Origin of the sequence: Agrobacterium sp. AGB01, assembly GCF_014851585.1 — a bacterium.
Classification (GTDB): Bacteria; Pseudomonadota; Alphaproteobacteria; order Rhizobiales; family Rhizobiaceae; genus Agrobacterium.
Map to the genome: position 1 here is coordinate 56,177 of NZ_JACVAB010000002.1, position 17,079 is coordinate 73,255.

Below are 17,079 nucleotides of genomic sequence, written 5' to 3' on the forward strand. Positions count from 1 at the left end.
CCCCGGTTGATGATGGTTTTCCATGGGGTGAGGCCTGTGAAAAAAATACAAACCGGACACAGTGCCTTCGTATGACTGGGAATTACTTTGTCACATGGTTCAGAAAATTATCCGTTCGATTGAAACGGGGGTGCCACAACAGGCAGGCGCTCATGTCCGCCCGCCGACACTTTTCACGCGTGTGAACGCGTGGAGGCGCTCGCTTGTCGGTAAGATCACCCTTGTTTTTCTGGGCGGAGTAATTTTTGCCTATGGCGCCGGAGCTTTTGTCGGCTGGTCGATGTTTGTGACTGCCGCCAGTGAACAATGGCGTAACCAGGCGCGGATCAATACCCAAATCGCCAGTGCTACCTTGCGCAGCATCTACACCTACATTGCTGTCAGTGTGGATGATGGCGGGCAGGTCGATCGCATTGTTACCGATCAGCCGATCGGCGATGACGAATCCGTCCTGGTGACCGGTTTCAGTCCCATCGATGTGCTGGCGCTGGTCAGTGCGCAAACCAAAAAGACCACGTGGCTTTACCGTTATGATACCGAGCAGGCTGCATTTGTCAGCGTTGCCGTTGCCTATGATGGTGGTTCCGGTTCAGACGTATTGGCGCCGATCCATGATCCGATTTTTCAGGATTATGGTGGCAAAGGTGAGTTTGCCACCGGTTTTGCGCAAATCGACGGCGTAAAACATTATATTGGGCTGCTGCCGATCCTGAAAAACCAGGGTGGCGAGGTTATCGGTGCTGTGGCGACCAGCATCGGCACGGACTCGGAGCTTTATAATGTCCAGCAACGGTTGCTCCGGAACTCCCTGTTGGTGCTGCTAGGGGTTTTTAGCGTCACAGGCATCATCGTCAGCTTTGTTGCCAAGCGGTTTCTCAAACCTGTTCCGGCGCTTATTCAGGCGACGTTGCGTATCGCCAACGAAGAAACCGATGTGGCAACACCGTTTCGCAACCGCAAGGACGAAATCGGTGCGATGGCCACAGCCATTGAAAGCCTGCGTGAGGCGGTGGTTGAAAGAGGCCGGTTGCGACAGGTGCGCGATATGGCGCTGCAAATGGAGCATATGGCCCACCATGACGGACTGACCGGTTTGCCCAACCGTGCCTTGCTGATGAAAACCATGAATGCCTGCCTGGAAGAGACCGCTCAGACCGGCAAGATGTTCAATGTCATGTTGCTTGATCTCGACCGCTTCAAGACGGTCAATGACACGCTTGGCCATGCGTCAGGCGATGCGCTTCTAGTGTCCACGGCATCGCGTGTTCGTTCCGTACTTGGTCCCGATGACATCGCGGCACGCCTCGGTGGTGATGAGTTTGCGATTGTGCAGAGGGTGAACCGCAATCCATTGCGCGAGGGCCAGAAGCTGGCCTCGCGCATTCTGGAATCCATCTCCACCAGTTTCATGCTGGATGACCATGAAGTGATGGTTGGCACCAGTATTGGCATTGCCTGTGCGCCTGCGCATGGTGTGTCTGCTGGCCAGTTGCTGCAAAATGCCGATCTTGGTTTGTACCGTGCAAAGGCAATGGGACGCGGCATTTCCGTGTTCTATGAAGAAGGTATGGACATGGCCGTTCAAGACCAGCATGCGCTGGAAATGGACATGAAATTTGCGTTGCAGAACAATGAATTCGAGCTGCATTACCAGCCGATCATCAATTTGCATGATGGCAGGATTGCCGCTTATGAAGCGCTTGTGCGCTGGCGTCACCGCAAACAGGGGATGATCCCGCCCGACAAGTTCATTCCACTGGCGGAAGAAACCGGCTTTATCATTCAGCTCGGCGAATGGATCCTGCAACAAGCCTGCACCGATGCGATGAGCTGGCCTGATAACATCAGGCTGGCTGTCAACCTTTCTGCCGTCCAGTTGCGACAGAGCAATATCGTCGGAACGGTTGAGCAGACCTTGCAGGAAACCGGATTGTCACCTGAGCGCCTTGAGCTTGAGGTGACGGAAACCGTAATGCTGACCGGTGCGACCAGCATTACGGCTTTGGCTAAACTCAAGGAAAGTGGCGTTCGCATCGTTCTCGATGATTTTGGAACGGGTTACGCCTCGTTTGGGGCGCTGAGAAACGTGCCCTTCACCAAATTGAAGATCGACCGCGAATTCGTGGCCGGCTTGCCGGATGATGCGACCAGCAACGCCATTATCAGTGCCATCACCACACTAGCGCGGCAGGTGGATATGGAAATAACAGCCGAAGGTGTTGAAGGGCCGGGACAGGTTGCAGTGCTGAAGGTTGCAGGTTGTACGGAAGCGCAGGGTTATTACTTCGCGCGGCCGATGCCTGCGTCGCAACTGTGCCATGATCTGTTGACAGAGAATGAAGATTTTTTGAGGAAAGCAACGGCTCACGGTTGAGCGAAACAATACCTTTTCAGATGTTTAGGTAAATCAGCAGGAGACTTGGAATGCGTAAATTTGCGTTGTCTCTTATTATGCTTGGCAGCCTTGTGTCCTGGTCGACGGCCAGCGCGGAAACGGCAAGTGTGACATTACAGGCCATATCCAAATCGGGAAAAATCCGCATTGGTTACCGTGAGGCAGAACCTCCGTTTTCCTACCGCTTGCCATCCGGTGAGGTGGTCGGTTTTTCGATCGATCTCTGCAAAAGTTTGACAGACCACATTCGCCAATATCTGAAGCTGGACAAGCTGGATGTCGAATATGTCATGGCGACGCCGGCCACACGGTTCATTCTGGTCAAAACCGGCAATATCGATATTGAGTGTGCGGCAACGACCAACACGGCAGAACGCCGCAAAACGGTGGATTTTTCCTATTCGAATTTCATGACCGCAACGCAGTTCGTGTCACGGACCGAAGACGGCATTTCCAGCATGAAGGATTTGACAGGGCGTTCGGTGACCTCGGCATCCGGCACGGTCAATATTGATCAGCTGAACCAGATCAACCGTGAGCAAAAGCTCAACATCGCGGTCATTCCAACCAAGAATAACGAAGAGTCCTTCGAACTGGTGGCCTCGGGACGGGCATCAGCTTTTGTGATGGATGGTATTTTGCTAGCTGCGATGATTGCCCAGTCACCAGACCCGTCGAAATACAGGCTGTCTGAGGAAACACTGAGTGAACCGGAGCCTTATGGCCTGATGCTTCGCCATGGAGACACAGCCTTCAAGACGCTGGTTAATGATAGCCTGAGGGAGATTTTCGCGGGAGATGAAATCAAGGCACTTTACAGCAAATGGTTCACTTCGCCGATACCGCCGAGCAACATGAATATGAACCTGCCGATGTCTGCAGCTTTAAGAAAAGCCTACGCAACGCCAGTGGAGTTTAACGATTAATCCCCATGCTGTTGTTTGATGATGAAATGAAGCTCATGCTTTCAGAGGATCACCATGTTGCGACTTAAAGCTCTGCTTTTTACCGGCTTGATGATGGTGTCGTCCGGTCAGCTTCTTGCGCGTGAACCGGTGCCGACACTGGAGAGAATGACACAGTCAGGCACTATCAAACTTGGATATGCGACTAAAAACATCCCGTTCTCCTATCTCGATAACAAGGGTGAACCGGTTGGTTATACGATTGATCTATGCAGGCGGGTTGTCGATCTGGTGAAGCAAAACCTTTCCCGGCCTGATATCAAAATTGAGTTCGTTGAACGGACTGCCAGTAACCGCGTGGTGCTATTGAATGACGGTTCTATCGATCTGGAATGTGTTTCCAGCACAAATACCGAAGAACGTCGCAGAAGCGTGTGGTTCTCCTATAGTCACTTCATTACATCGACGCGTTTCGTGACGCTTAAATCCAGCGGAATCAACTCCATCAACGATCTGGCGGGACGTACTGTCGTCGTTACCAAGGGTTCGACCAATATTGCCCAGCTGAACACCATCAACCGTGAAAAGAGCCTCTATCTGGCATTGGTACAGGGCGTCAGCATCAATGATGCGTTTGATATGGTCACGCAGGGCAAGGCATCTGCCTTCGTGATGGATGGAATTCTACTGGCGTCTCTGGTGGCGAACGCGCAAAATCCCGAGAACTATGCGTTGTCTGCGGATACGTTGTCAGAACCCCAGCCCTATGGGCTAATGTTGCGCAAGGACGACGTTGGCTTTCGTGATGCGGTCAATGACGCTTTGTTGACGATCTACAAAAGCGGCGAGATCAACGACATCTACAACAAATGGTTCATGACGGACATCGGACCTGATGGCGTCAACCTCAACACGCCGATGACTGACGATCTGAAGGAAGCGTTCGACAATCCTGTCAAACTCGGCGACTAATACTCAACCTTTTCAAAACGTTGGCGGGGTGCAGGCGCTGATCACTTCGCAGGGAACTACACCCACGCAGCGAAAGCGGTGCGGGCGACGGCTTTCAAAATAATAGGCATCACCCGGCCCGAGAATGCGGCGTTCATCTTCCACGATGACTTCCAGCCGACCGCTTAAAACAATGCCGCCTTCTTCCCCTTCATGGACAAGTGGCACTTTGCCGGTGTCAGCACCGGGCTGATAACATTCCTTCAGAATTTGCAGGCTGCGGCCAAACAGATTGTTGCCCACTTGGCGAAAAGAAATCGAGCCCTTGCCGATTTCAGTCAATTCTTCCGCTGCGTAAAAGAACTGCCTTGGTTTCTCCGGCTGAAACGCGAAGAACTCGGCGAGGCCGATCGGGATACCATCGAGAATACGTTTTAGAGCGCCAACTGACGGGTTGGAGGCGTTCGATTCAATCAAAGAAATGGTGGAATTCGTGACGCCTGCACGTCTCGCCAATTCTCTCTGCGAGAGGTTGTGAAGCGTTCTTAAATGTCGCAACCTGTTGCCAATATCAACTGACATGCCTTAACCCTGTTGTCGTTGTTCGAAATATCGAAACATTAGCTCTTCGGCATCAGTTTTTTCAATAGGTTGGCTTCTCGAAGAAAAAGGCTTGTTGAAGAAGGGGAAATATTTCACAAATTGGCAAACATGGAGAGCATCATGAACGCGCATAGCAAACCCAATACACCCGTGCTTGAAAATTTCTGGATGCCATTTACTGCCAACCGGCAGTTCAAGGCAGCGCCTCGTCTGTTGGCCAGTGCCTCGGGCATGTATTACACCGACGTTGACGGCAACAAGGTTCTCGATGGCACTGCCGGTTTGTGGTGCGTGAATGCCGGTCACGGCCGTGAGCGGATTGCCGAAGCCGTCGAGCGTCAGCTTCGCACCATGGACTTCGCACCAACCTTCCAGATGGGGCACCCGATTGCCTTTGATTTTGCCGAAAAGCTGGCCGCGATTGCGCCGGGCGGTGAAGCTGCCCAACTGGACCGCGTGTTCTTTACCGGTTCCGGCTCTGAGTCCGTCGACACCGCGCTGAAGATTGCAATTGCCTATCAGCGTGCCATTGGGCAGGGAACGCGTACCCGCATTATCGGTCGTGAAAAGGGCTATCACGGCGTTGGTTTTGGCGGCATCTCGGTTGGTGGCCTCGTCAACAACCGTCGTGTTTTCCCGCAGATCCCCGCTGACCATATGCGCCATACGCTGGATGTAGAGCGCAATGCATTCAGCAAGGGCCTGCCGCAGCATGGTGTCGAACTGGCAGATGATCTGGAGCGGCTTGTCGGCCTGCATGGGGCCGAAACCATTGCTGCTGTGATCGTTGAGCCGATGTCCGGTTCTGCTGGCGTGGTGCTGCCAGCAAAGGGTTACCTTGAGAAGCTGCGTGCCACGGCGGACAAATACGGCATCCTGTTGATTTTCGATGAGGTGATCACCGGCTTTGGTCGCCTTGGAACACCTTTCGCCACGGATTATTTTGGCGTTGTTCCTGACCTCGTTACGACGGCCAAGGGCATTACCAATGGCACGATCCCGATGGGCGCGGTGTTTGCCAAGCGTGCGGTTTACGATGCACTGATGCAGGGACCGGAAAACCAGATCGAACTGTTCCACGGTTATACCTATTCCGGGCATCCGGTTGCCTGCGCGGCTGGCATTGCAACGCTTGAAGTCTATGCTGAAGATGGCCTGTTGACCCGCGCAGCAGAGCTTGCCGAATACTGGCAGGAGGCGCTGCACTCCTTCAATGGACATGCAAATGTCGTTGACGTTCGCAACCTCGGTCTGGTTGGCGCGATCGAACTTGCACCACGCGACGGTGCGCCGGGAGCCAGAGCCTATGACGTCTTTGTTGATTGCTTCAGCAAGGGTCTGCTTATCCGCGTGACCGGTGATGTGATTGCGCTTTCGCCGCCGCTGATTATCGAGAAGGAACAGATCGATACGCTTGTGTCGATTATTGGCGACGCAATTAAAAGAGCAGCCTGATCAATCCTGAAAAAAAGGCGCCAGTCACTGGCGCCTTTTTTTGTAGGCTGTTTCAAAACACCATCATTGTTTGTCGTCCGTGTCTTGTCGTGCCGAGCGGGAGCGGAGCAATGTATGCGCTGACCGTTTTGGCTCCGGCAGCTTGTCTTCATCCAGTGAGGCGTAAAGCCAGTCGATAAACACACTGACGATGGGAGCGTTGCGCATTTCGTGACGACAGGCGACGTGAAACGCGTCATCAGCCGGCACAGTCAAATCGAATGGCAGGACAAGCTCACCCTCGGCAATCAGGTTCGCGGCGGTGATGGTATCGCCCAAGGCAATGCCCTGTCCATAAAGGGCGGCCTGTGTGGAAAGATGGGCGTCACTCATGAAGTGCTGGCGCGGGCGAGGTACGGCAGTTGCGTCTGCCGCCGTCAGCCAGGTGTTCCATTCCCGGCCGGTATCCCCATGCAGCAGCACATGATCCGACAGGTCGCGTATCGAACGCAGTGGCCTGTTGTTGAGCAGGGTCGGGCTTGCCACGGGAAACAGCCGGATTTCGCTCCACAGGCTGCTCCATATACCGGGCCACCGGCCGTTTCCATAGAGAATGCACAGATCAATATCGGACGAGTTGAGCATGGCCGGATCATTGCCGGTCATTAGCGTCAGACTGATATCCGGAAACTGTTCCGAGAACCTGTTTAGCCGTGGGATCAGCCAAAGGGACAGAAGACCAGCCACGCTGCCGATCGTCAGTTTTCCGCCGGTTGCAGGGCGTGCCATCAGGGCAGTGGCTGCAGCAATACTGCCGAATGCCTGTGTGACGACAGGTAACAGGAGTGCACCCTGTGAAGTCAGTTTCAACCGTCTGCCGCCCCGTTCAAACAGCACTGTGTTAAGGGATTCCTCGAGCGACTTGATCTGGTGGCTGATGGCGCCATGCGTCACGTTCAACTCCCGCGCAGCGGCCGACAAGGAGCCACGTCTGGCAGTTGCTTCGAAGGCCCTGAGAGGGTTGAGCGGGGGCAGACGACTGGACATTGAGCGTTGTCCTTGTGTGAGAAAAATTCACATTAATTGCTACAACAATGTGAATTGCTTTTTCAATTGCCTTGCGTTGAAATGACGAAAACATGGGCAGTATTTTTACCGTCCAAAAAATGTGCGGCGCACCTGGATGCGTTGCTGGTCAATGTGAATGGGAACCACAAGATGGCATTCGACGACAAAAAGCTGCAAGAACTGAAGACGAAGTATGGCGAAAGCCATGGCGGTGAACTGTTCGATCCCAAGTTCAGCAAGGTGGCGAGCAAGATCTTTTCCAAGAACGGCACACGTGTTGCGCCCTATGCTGGAATGCCGACGCTGCTGGCTGCGCCGCATATGCCTGTCGACAATGACGAGCCGGATTTCGGCAATCTTCAGGTTGCCCTGCTTGGCGTGCCGATGGACCTTGGTGTGACCAACCGCACCGGCTCTCGTTTCGGGCCGCGTGCGTTGCGCGCCATCGAACGTATTGGTCCCTACAATCACGTTCTCAATTGCGCGCCGGTGCATGATTTGCGCGTCGCTGACATTGGCGACGTCGCCTTCCGCAGTCGTTACCGTCTGGAAATGAGCCATGACGACATCGAAAAGCGTCTGAACCAGATTGTCGATGCCGGTGTTCTGCCGCTGTCAGTGGGTGGCGATCATTCCATCACCCATCCGATCCTCAAGGCGATTGGGAAAAACCGTCCGGTCGGCATGATTCATATCGATGCGCATTGCGATACTGGTGGTGCCTATGATCTGACCAAGTTCCACCATGGTGGTCCCTTCCGCAATGCGGTTCTTGATGGCGTTCTCGACCCGACCCGCACGATCCAGATCGGTATTCGCGGCTCGTCCGAATATCTGTGGGAGTTCTCCTACGAATCCGGCATGACCGTTATCCACGCCGAGGAAGTAACCGGCCTCGGTATCCCCGCAATCATTGAAAGGGCCAAGGCAATTATCGGTAACGGCCCGACATATCTGTCTTTCGACATCGACAGTCTTGATCCATCTTTTGCGCCCGGTACTGGCACACCGGAAATCGGCGGACTGACGACGCGCGAAGTTCTTGAGCTGGTTCGCGGCCTGAAGGGCATGAATATCGTGGGTGGTGATGTGGTTGAAGTGGCACCACAATATGATGCCACAACCAATACCGCACAGGCTGGTGCGCAAATGTTGTTCGAAATCTTGAGCCTGATGGTGTTTAGTCCTTCCGTCAAAAGCTGATGATGACTTATTATCCGTAACAAAAACTGGGGACGGTCTGATAAAAGAAGACAGGCCGAACAATAAAGGAGAAGTCGATGTCTGAAAAAATTACATTGCCGGTCAGTCGCCGCACGGTTCTGGGAGCCGGTCTTGCTGGCGCATCCATGCTGGCCATGCCTTCCATCCTGCGCGCGCAGGACAAGTCGCTGAAGGTTGGCGTCTACGGTGGTTACTTCAAGGATTCGTTCGACAAGAACATTTTCCCTGAATTCACCAAGGCCACCGGCATTGCTGTTGAATCCGTTGCCGAGCCGACAGGTGAAGCATGGCTGGTACAGCTTGAGCAGGCCGCCAAGGCAGGTCAGGCTCCGGCCGACGTTTCCATGATGTCGCAGGTGGCGGTTCTGAAGGGCCAGGCGACCGATCTGTGGGCACCGCTTGATCTTGCCAAGATCCCAAGCTCGTCCGGTCTCATCGATCGTTTCATCAACAAATATCCTGATGGCCGCGTGTCCGGTATCGGTGCGGTGTCCTGGTACATCACGCTGGTCACCAATACGGATGTCTACAAGGAAGCACCAACTTCCTGGGAAGCGCTTTGGGATCCGGAAAATGCCGACAAGATCGGTCTTCTGGCACTGGTGTCCAACTCCTTCCTTCTGGAGGTGACAGCCAAGACATACCTTGGCGGCACCAACGCACTCGACACCGAAGAGGGTCTTCTCAAGGCGTTTGAAAAGCTGGCGGAAGTGAAGTCTAATGTCAGCCTCTGGTACCGTGATGAGGCACAGTTCGAACAGGCGTTGAAGTCGGGCGAAATCCCGATGGGTCAGTATTACCACGACGTAACCGGTCTTGCTGCTTCGCAGGGTCAGCCGGTTCGCTCGACCTTCCCGAAGGAAGGCGGCATTCAGGACGCCGGTTCCTGGGTTCTGTCGCGTGCATCCAAAAAAACCGAAGAAGCGCATGCCTTCATCGAATATATGAGCCAACCGGCAACGCAGGCCGTGCTGTCGCGCAAGGTTGGCACAGCGCCAACCGTAAAGCGTGAACTGACCGATCTGACGGCGGAAGAGTTCGCGGCAGTGTCGACGGATATCGATCCGGTTATTCCACGTTACGATCTCTACCAGACCAAGTCTGACTGGTTGAACCAGAAGTGGACTGAGATGATTGCCGGTTAAGGCACTCATTTACAAAACAACATCCGGTCCGGGGAAAACCCGGATCGGCTTTCAAAAAAAATAAACGGGGAATGTATGTCCGGTCTGGCCCTGAATAATATCGTCAAGCAATTCGGCAACTTCACGGCCGTGAATGGCGTCAGCCTGAATGTTCCGCACGGCACATTCGTCTGTCTGCTTGGCCCTTCCGGCTGCGGAAAAACGACATTAATGCGTATGATCGCCGGGTTGGATTTGCCAACCAGCGGCACGATCCGTCTTGATGGTGATGACATTACAACCGTGCCGACGCACAAACGCGACCTTGGCATGGTGTTCCAGTCGCTGGCCCTGTTTCCGCATCTGACGGTGGGCGAAAATATCGCCTACCCGTTGCGCATCCGTGGTGCTGGCAGGGAAGAGCAGAAAAAGCGCGTTGACGAGCTGCTGGCGATGATCCATCTGCCCGGTTACGCCGATCGCCCCGTTTCCAAACTATCTGGCGGCCAGCGCCAGCGCGTCGCCATTGCCCGTGCCCTAACAATTTCGCCAAAGCTTTTTCTACTGGATGAACCCCTGTCGGCGCTGGACGCGAAATTGCGTGAGGCGATGCAGGTTGAACTGCGCCAGCTTCAGCAGCGTCTGGGCATTACCACCATTGTGGTAACCCATGATCAGCGCGAAGCGATGACCATGGCCGACACGGTTGTGGTGATGAATGGCGGCGAAATACGCCAGGCTGCTGCTCCGGTCGATGTCTATCGTAAACCGGCCGATACCTTCGTTGCAGACTTTATCGGCATGACCAACCTTATTGATTTTTCCGCAGACAGTGCTGGCCGTGCTGTTGTGCTTGGCGAAGCTGTCGAGGGATTGGCACTTTCGTCCGGCCTGTCAAAGGGCGTGATTTCGGTGCGCCCGGAAGATGTCGAACTGACGGCGCCTGGTCATGGCACGATATCCGGAACCGTTACCTTTGTGCGTGATCTTGGTGGTACGATCGAAACATTCGTCGAGGCGGGCGGTAAGCAGATTGTTGCCGTGTCGACACCGAGCGCCCGTCCTCAGGTTACTGTCGGGCAAAATGTCGGCGTGAAGCTCGGCGCTGACGTCTGCGTGGTATTGAAATCATGAGACGGGAAGCGCCGCAAAAACTGACCGATTACGGGCCGCTGCTGTTTCCAGCCCTGATGCTGATCATTTTCTTCGTCGTTCCCTTTGGCACGATGATTTCGGTTTCGTTTTTTCAACGCTTGCAGGGGGCGTTTTACGAACCGGCCTTCGTTCTCGACAATTATGCCCGGTTCATGAGCCTGTTTTTCGGGCGTGTGCTTGGCTTTTCACTGATGCTTGCGGTGCTTGTCGCCATTTGCTGCGTGGTGATCGCCGTGCCCTTCACCTACCTGCTGTCGCGCTCGGCGCGAAAAGTGCAGGTACTGTGGCTGGTGACACTGTTGTCGGTGTTGTCGCTGTCTGAAGTCATGATCGGCTTTGCATGGTCAACGCTGTTTTCGCGCACCGCCGGTATCACCAACCTGTTTGTGGCGATCGGGTTGATGGAGCAGGAAAAGGCTCTGACACCAAGTTTTGGCGCTGTGTTGACAGGTATTGTCTACCAGGCACTGCCTTACACCGTTCTGGTGCTTTATCCCGCACTTGTGCGGCTTGATCCGACATTGACCGAGGCTGCGCGCACGCTTGGTGCTTCACCGATCAAGGCGTTCTTCACAGTCGTGGTGCCAGCGCTCAGAAGCACGATCATGGCAACCTCGATCATGGTGTTCATCTTTGCGCTCGGTTGTTATTTGCTGCCTCAGTTGCTCGGCCGTCCGCAGCACTGGACCTTGTCGGTGCTTATTACAGATCAGGCGATCTACCAGTCCAACATGCCGTTTGCGGCGGCCATGGCGGTATTCCTTGTTCTCGTAACCCTTGGGCTTGTCGGCTTGACGCTGTTTCTGGGACGGAAAGGAGAGGCGGCATGACTACGTTTCTGAAACGCCTGTTCTTCACGCTGTTCGGCCTGTTTCTGGCAATGCCGCTGATTGTGGTTGCCGGCGTGTCCGTCAATGAAAAACAGACGCTGGCATTTCCGCCGCAGGGTTTTTCACTGTCGTGGTATGGCGAAATTTTTACCAATGTCGAATGGCGTAACGCGCTGTTTGCATCGGTAACGCTGGCTGCTCTTTCGGCTGCACTTGCGTTGTTGATCGCTTTGCCGCTGGCGTGGTTTCTGTGGCGTCGTATCGCGCCATGGGCAAATATTTTTCAGGTGCTGGGTGTTGCGCCATTTACGCTGCCACCAGTTATCACAGCGCTTGGCCTTTTGACCTTCTGGGCAACAACAGGCTTTTATGGCCAACCATGGACGGCCGTTATCAGTCACGCCATCTTTTTTGTGACACTGCCGCTGGTGACGATTTCACTGGGATTTTCCTCGATCGACCGCTCGCTGGTTGAGGCTGCGTCAACGATGGGCGCCAATGACCGCACCATCTTCAGGACTGTAGTATTGCCATTGATCCTGCCCTATCTCGTGTCGGGTTATGCCTTCGCATTCGTGCTGTCGCTCAACGAATATATCGTCGCCTATATGACTGTCGGTTTCACCATGGAAACTCTGCCGATCAAGATCTTCAATGCATTGCGTTACGGCTACACACCGACCATGGCCTCGGTGACCGTGTTGTTCCTGACAATTGCAGCTGTGGTCTTTGGTCTGGTGGCGCGGTTTGGTGACTTGCCGAAACTTCTGGGTGCCATGTCCTCCAACGACAAGTGAGAGTCATGAAGATCGCAGCTTTGCAGATGCAGTCGGTTTTGGCAGATGTTTCTGCCAATCTGGCGCGTATTGAACAGGCAGCAAAGGAGGCAGCCTCGCAGGGTGCCTCATTGCTGATTGCGCCTGAACTTGCTGTCACCGGTTACGGGGCTGGCGAAGCCATGGCGTTACTGGCATCTCCGGCCGGTGGCGAGATTGAACAACGCTTGGCAGAGATTGCACGCGTCTATTCGATTGCCGTTGTGGCGGGGTTTGCAGAACGTGCCGGGGATAACGTTTATAACAGCGCGATCTTTGTCGATGAAAAGGGCGATAGCCGCATCTATCGAAAATCCCACCTTTATGGCGAATACGAACGCGGCCTGTTTTGTGCCGAAAAACCATCGGCTGTGCTCGTTGAGCATGGTGGCATCACCTTCGGCATGCTCATTTGCTACGATGTCGAGTTTCCAGAAAATGTCCGCCGTCTTGCACTTGCCGGCGCTGAGCTGGTGCTGGTGCCGACAGCCTTGCCCAAGGGGGCGTCGGGCAGCTTTATTGCCCAGACCATGATCCGCACACGTGCCTATGAAAACCAGGTTTATGTTGCTTACGTCAATCACTCCGGGAGCGACGGCGCCTTTGATTATGCCGGACTATCCTGCATTGCAGCGCCGGACGGCCAATTCCTCGCGCAGGCGTCCGCGGACAATGACGCCATTCTTTACGCTGAGATAGAGCCCGGGGCCTACGCGCAATCCCGACAGGAAAATACCTATCTGCGCGATCTCGTTTCGCTCACATAAACAACCAGACAGACGCTTCAAGCATCTGCCGGGTTACGGAAGGAAGCACGTTGCTTCAGGCGATCTGAGCAACGTGCTTTATTTTTGTGGTGTCAGCCGATTGACATCAGGCTGGCGTTGCCGCCGGCAGCTGTGGTGTTGACGCTGACAGATACTTCTTCAACCAGCCAGTTCAGGCAATAGGCCTGCTCTTCACCGGCCAGTTCAACGCTCGATGCGGCCTGTACGAGAACAAGCGGGCCAGGCAGGGCGGCAATAAGCCCGTTGGTCTGCTTGATCTTGTCGACATTGCCTTCAACCAGCGCGCCAGCAAATGGTCCTGCGTTCTTCCAGTCTGCAGACCATGTGATGCGATTTGCGATCGCCTGCGGCACGCCGGAAAGCGATGGCTGCAGGTTTGCTGCCGTATCGATGACCACGTTGTTGCCTGTCGCCAATGCTGCCGACAGCTGTTGGTAGAGACCGCTTTCAGTTTCCGGAACCAACAGGATGCGACCGCGCGGATGCAAAGCATAGACGTTGCGTTCGCCAACCGGACCTTCCAGTTCGGTTTCAAAACCGACGGCGGACAGGTCTGCGGTGTTGCGGGCATTGGCGGAGGCCGATGTCTTGCCCTTGCTATCCAACCACTTTGCAAATTCGGCAATTGCCGGATCGGCTTTGCCGTTGTGCTTTTCTGCAAAGACCGGTGCCTTGGTCGACAGACGGCCAAGGTAGAGTGGTCCACCTGCCTTAGGACCGGTGCCAGACAGACCGCGACCACCGAATGGCTGCACACCGACGACCGCGCCGATGATGTTACGGTTCACGTAGAGGTTACCCGCCTTCACGCGAGACAGGACATGGGCGATGGTTTCATCAAGGCGGGTATGAAGGCCGAATGTCAGGCCGTAACCGGTTGCGTTGATGTCATCGATCAGCTTGTCGAGGTTGTCGCGCTTGAAGCGGATGACGTGGAGAACGGGGCCAAACACTTCGCGCTTGAGGTCGGACAGGTTTTTCAGTTCGATGATGGTTGGTGGTACGAATGTACCCTTGCCAGTTTCGCCAGCCAGTTCGATCTGTTCGATGCGGTTGCCAATCGAACGCATGCCCTCAATGTGGCTTTCGATGATGCCCTTGGCTTCAGCAGTGATAACCGGGCCAACATCCACCGACAGGCGGTCAGTAAGGCCAATGCTGAGTTCGTGCAACGCACCCTTCAGCATGGTCAGCGTGCGGTCTGCCACATCTTCCTGTAAGCACAGGACGCGCAGCGCCGAGCAACGCTGGCCCGCGCTGTCGAAGGCAGAAGCAATCACGTCGAAGACAACCTGTTCTGCAAGGGCAGAGGAGTCGACGATCATCGCATTCTGACCACCGGTTTCCGCAATCAACGGAATTGGGCGGTTGCCTGCCGATACGCGCGTTGCAAGCTGGCTCTGGATAAGGCGGGCAACTTCGGTGGAGCCGGTGAACATGACACCGGCTGTCTGCGGCGCACCAACTAGAGCAGCACCAGTTTTGCCGTCGCCAGGCATCAGTTGGACGGCATCGGCCGGAACGCCTGCTTCATGCAAAAGACGGATGCCTTCTGCAGCGATCAGCGGGGTTTCTTCCGCTGGCTTTGCGAGAACCGGATTGCCGGCGACCAATGCCGCAGTCACCTGACCGATGAAAATCGCCAGCGGGAAGTTCCATGGGCTGATGCAGACGATTGGACCGAGCGCCTTCTGTTCGCCTGTAAAGTTGTTGCGGGCTTCTTCCGCGTAATAACGCAGGAAGTCGATGGCCTCGCGCACTTCTGCAATGGCGTTGGGCAGGGACTTGCCCGCTTCGCGCACAATCAGGCCAAGCAATATTGGCATTTTTGCTTGCATCAGATCAGCAGCGCGCTCGATGATTGCTGCACGTTCTGCGACCGGCAGATTGGGCCAATTGGAAGCAGTAGCAGCCTCGAATGCCTGCTTGACATCAGTTTCCGACGGTTCGGTCACATAGCCGACGATATCGGTGTGGTCGCCAGGGTTCAAAACCGGACGGCTTGCACCCGTCGATGCCGGGAAAGCCGCCGTCCACTGCATGGCGGCACTTTCCGTAAGGGCGGCACTCAATGCCGACAGAGAGTTTTCGTTAGCAAGGTCAATGCCGTCGGAGTTGCGGCGCTCTGTGCCGTACAGGCCGGCTGGGCTCGAAATCCTATCATGCTGAGCACCCGGAACCGGCATTGCCTTCACAATGGCAACCGGGTCGGTCAGCAGGTCATCCACCGGTACAGCGGGATCGGCAATACGGTTGACAAAGGACGAGTTGGCGCCGTTTTCTAGAAGACGGCGAACGAGATAGGCGAGCAGGGTTTCATGCGTTCCGACAGGTGCGTAGAAACGGCACGGACGATCCAGTTTGTCCTTGCCGACAACTTCACTATAAAGCGGCTCACCCATGCCGTGCAGGCACTGGAATTCATAATCGCCAATTTTGAAGTCCGGTCCAGCAAGGTGGTAGACGGTCGCCATTGTCTGCGCGTTGTGTGTGGCGAATTGCGGGAAGATCACGTCGCGTGCGGCGAGCAGCTTGCGCGAGCAAGCAATGTAGGACACGTCGGTGTGGATCTTGCGGGTGTAAACGGGGAAGTCTTCCAGACCATCCAGTTGCGCACGCTTGATTTCCGCATCCCAATAAGCGCCCTTGACGAGCCGCACCATGATACGGCGGTTCGAGCGACGGGCAAGATCGATGATGTAATCGAGGACAAACGGGCAGCGGCGACCATAGGCCTGCACAACGAAGCCCAGGCCTTCCCAGTTGCCGAGATCAGGATCAAGCGCCAGTGATTCCAGCAGGTCAAGCGAAAGCTCCAGGCGGTCTGCTTCTTCGGCGTCGATATTGAGGCCGATGTCGTAGTTTTTCGCCATCACCATCAGCGCTTTGACGCGTGGCAGCAGTTCCGCCATGACGCGGTCTGCCTGCGAGCGCGAATAACGTGGATGTAGTGCGGAGAGCTTGATGGAAATGCCGGGCCCACCATAAACGCCACGGCCAGCAGATGCCTTGCCGATGGCATGGATGGCTGCCTCATAATCCTTGTAATAGCGCTCTGCGTCCTTGCCGGTTGTGGCTGCTTCACCCAGCATGTCGTAGGAATACTGGAAGCCCTTTGCTTCATAGGGCTTGGAACGCTGGATGGCTTCGCCAATCGTCTGGCCGGTCACGAACTGCTCGCCCATCATACGCATTGCCATATCGACGCCACGACGAATGACTGGTTCGCCCGCGCGGGCGATCAGACGGGTGAGGGCGGAGGAAAGACCAGTATCGTTGACGGTCGATGTCAATTTGCCGGTGATCACCAGACCCCATGTGGCGGCATTGACGAACAGCGAGCGACCGCCACCGATGTGCGACTTCCAGTCACCATTGGCAATCTTGTCACGGATCAGTGCGTCACGGGTTGCGGTGTCGGGAATGCGCAGCAACGCTTCTGCCAGACACATCAGCGCCACGCCTTCCTGGCTGGATAGCGAGTACTCCTGCACCAGACCTTCCACGCCGTTGCCTTTTGCCTTCGAGCGCAGGGCTTCAATCAGCTTGCGGGCGATGGAGCGGATTTCCTGTGCTGACTGTTCGGTAACAGTGGCGCGTTCCAGAAGAGGAGCAATGCAGTCCTGTTCGGAGCGGCGATAAGCCTGGGTAATGGCCTGACGGTAAGCATTCTGTTCGCGTACCGGTGGTGCAAACCGCTCGAAGACGCCTTGAGCAGTCGTATTTCCATTCACACCCATGCTGCCTGTGACATCCGCCATCGGTTCGTCCTTCCAATTCTCAATGC

The 17,079-nt window shown here is 55.2% G+C and carries 13 protein-coding genes; 10 read left to right on the top strand and 3 right to left on the bottom strand.

Annotation, left to right across the window (positions count from 1 at the left end):
- Positions 1-94: 94 nt before the first annotated feature.
- The 3 genes from IB237_RS07075 (at position 95) to IB237_RS07085 (ending at position 4,272) form a co-directional block, all read left to right on the top strand.
- Positions 95-2,374, top strand: a complete 2,280-nt coding sequence (locus tag IB237_RS07075; RefSeq protein WP_192487953.1) for a bifunctional diguanylate cyclase/phosphodiesterase — start codon at positions 95-97, stop codon at positions 2,372-2,374.
- Positions 2,375-2,451: 77 nt separating this feature from the next.
- Entirely contained in the window at positions 2,452-3,321 is an 870-nt protein-coding gene (locus tag IB237_RS07080; RefSeq protein ID WP_246787810.1) for an amino acid ABC transporter substrate-binding protein, read from the top strand.
- A 90-nt stretch (positions 3,322-3,411) separates the two neighbouring features.
- On the top strand, positions 3,412-4,272 hold the full coding sequence (locus IB237_RS07085; protein WP_371815296.1) for an amino acid ABC transporter substrate-binding protein: 861 nt from the start codon (positions 3,412-3,414) through the stop codon (positions 4,270-4,272).
- Positions 4,273-4,284: 12 nt separating this feature from the next.
- On the opposite strand, the gene IB237_RS07090 is transcribed toward IB237_RS07085, so the two are convergent.
- A complete protein-coding gene (locus IB237_RS07090; RefSeq protein ID WP_192487956.1) occupies positions 4,285-4,833 on the bottom strand; it encodes a cupin domain-containing protein in 549 nt (182 codons plus the stop codon).
- 141 nt (positions 4,834-4,974) lie between these two features.
- On the opposite strand from IB237_RS07090, the gene IB237_RS07095 reads away from it, so the two are divergent.
- Positions 4,975-6,309, top strand: a complete 1,335-nt coding sequence (locus IB237_RS07095) for an aspartate aminotransferase family protein (RefSeq protein ID WP_192487957.1) — start codon at positions 4,975-4,977, stop codon at positions 6,307-6,309.
- Positions 6,310-6,372: 63 nt separating this feature from the next.
- Here IB237_RS07095 and IB237_RS07100 read toward each other — a convergent pair whose 3' ends face one another.
- A complete protein-coding gene (locus IB237_RS07100; RefSeq protein ID WP_192487958.1) occupies positions 6,373-7,335 on the bottom strand; it encodes a LysR substrate-binding domain-containing protein in 963 nt (320 codons plus the stop codon).
- Positions 7,336-7,506: 171 nt separating this feature from the next.
- Between IB237_RS07100 and speB the strand changes: the two genes are divergently transcribed.
- From speB to IB237_RS07130, 6 genes are all read left to right on the top strand, one after another.
- Positions 7,507-8,559 (top strand): agmatinase, encoded by a 1,053-nt coding sequence (gene speB / locus IB237_RS07105; RefSeq protein WP_192487959.1) that lies wholly within the window; start codon positions 7,507-7,509, stop codon positions 8,557-8,559.
- Positions 8,560-8,636: 77 nt separating this feature from the next.
- Complete coding sequence (locus tag IB237_RS07110) at positions 8,637-9,725, top strand: PotD/PotF family extracellular solute-binding protein (RefSeq protein ID WP_192487960.1); 1,089 nt, start codon at positions 8,637-8,639, stop codon at positions 9,723-9,725.
- 75 nt (positions 9,726-9,800) lie between these two features.
- Entirely contained in the window at positions 9,801-10,838 is a 1,038-nt protein-coding gene (locus IB237_RS07115; RefSeq protein WP_192487961.1) for an ABC transporter ATP-binding protein, read from the top strand.
- Positions 10,835-11,689, top strand: a complete 855-nt coding sequence (locus IB237_RS07120) for an ABC transporter permease (protein WP_192487962.1) — start codon at positions 10,835-10,837, stop codon at positions 11,687-11,689. Before IB237_RS07115 ends, IB237_RS07120 begins: the two co-directional genes overlap by 4 nt.
- Positions 11,686-12,486, top strand: a complete 801-nt coding sequence (locus IB237_RS07125) for an ABC transporter permease (RefSeq protein ID WP_192487963.1) — start codon at positions 11,686-11,688, stop codon at positions 12,484-12,486. Before IB237_RS07120 ends, IB237_RS07125 begins: the two co-directional genes overlap by 4 nt.
- 5 nt (positions 12,487-12,491) lie before the next feature.
- On the top strand, positions 12,492-13,271 hold the full coding sequence (locus tag IB237_RS07130) for a carbon-nitrogen hydrolase family protein (protein WP_192487964.1): 780 nt from the start codon (positions 12,492-12,494) through the stop codon (positions 13,269-13,271).
- Between the two features lie 92 nt (positions 13,272-13,363).
- On the opposite strand, the gene putA is transcribed toward IB237_RS07130, so the two are convergent.
- Positions 13,364-17,053, bottom strand: coding sequence for a trifunctional transcriptional regulator/proline dehydrogenase/L-glutamate gamma-semialdehyde dehydrogenase (gene putA, locus IB237_RS07135; RefSeq protein ID WP_192487965.1), 3,690 nt, complete (start codon positions 17,051-17,053; stop codon positions 13,364-13,366).
- Positions 17,054-17,079: the final 26 nt, after the last annotated feature.

What these genes read in the sequence shown, in the direction of transcription:
- IB237_RS07075 (WP_192487953.1), top strand. Translation starts at nt 95, where the DNA reads ATGGTTCAGAAAATTATCCGTTCGATTGAAACGGGGGTGCCACAACAG.
- IB237_RS07080 (WP_246787810.1), top strand. Translation starts at nt 2,452, where the DNA reads ATGCTTGGCAGCCTTGTGTCCTGGTCGACGGCCAGCGCGGAAACGGCA.
- IB237_RS07085 (WP_371815296.1), top strand. Translation starts at nt 3,412, where the DNA reads ATGATGGTGTCGTCCGGTCAGCTTCTTGCGCGTGAACCGGTGCCGACA.
- IB237_RS07090 (WP_192487956.1), bottom strand. Translation starts at nt 4,833, where the DNA reads ATGTCAGTTGATATTGGCAACAGGTTGCGACATTTAAGAACGCTTCAC.
- IB237_RS07095 (WP_192487957.1), top strand. Translation starts at nt 4,975, where the DNA reads ATGAACGCGCATAGCAAACCCAATACACCCGTGCTTGAAAATTTCTGG.
- IB237_RS07100 (WP_192487958.1), bottom strand. Translation starts at nt 7,335, where the DNA reads ATGTCCAGTCGTCTGCCCCCGCTCAACCCTCTCAGGGCCTTCGAAGCA.
- speB (WP_192487959.1), top strand. Translation starts at nt 7,507, where the DNA reads ATGGCATTCGACGACAAAAAGCTGCAAGAACTGAAGACGAAGTATGGC.
- IB237_RS07110 (WP_192487960.1), top strand. Translation starts at nt 8,637, where the DNA reads ATGTCTGAAAAAATTACATTGCCGGTCAGTCGCCGCACGGTTCTGGGA.
- IB237_RS07115 (WP_192487961.1), top strand. Translation starts at nt 9,801, where the DNA reads ATGTCCGGTCTGGCCCTGAATAATATCGTCAAGCAATTCGGCAACTTC.
- IB237_RS07120 (WP_192487962.1), top strand. Translation starts at nt 10,835, where the DNA reads ATGAGACGGGAAGCGCCGCAAAAACTGACCGATTACGGGCCGCTGCTG.
- IB237_RS07125 (WP_192487963.1), top strand. Translation starts at nt 11,686, where the DNA reads ATGACTACGTTTCTGAAACGCCTGTTCTTCACGCTGTTCGGCCTGTTT.
- IB237_RS07130 (WP_192487964.1), top strand. Translation starts at nt 12,492, where the DNA reads ATGAAGATCGCAGCTTTGCAGATGCAGTCGGTTTTGGCAGATGTTTCT.
- putA (WP_192487965.1), bottom strand. Translation starts at nt 17,053, where the DNA reads ATGGCGGATGTCACAGGCAGCATGGGTGTGAATGGAAATACGACTGCT.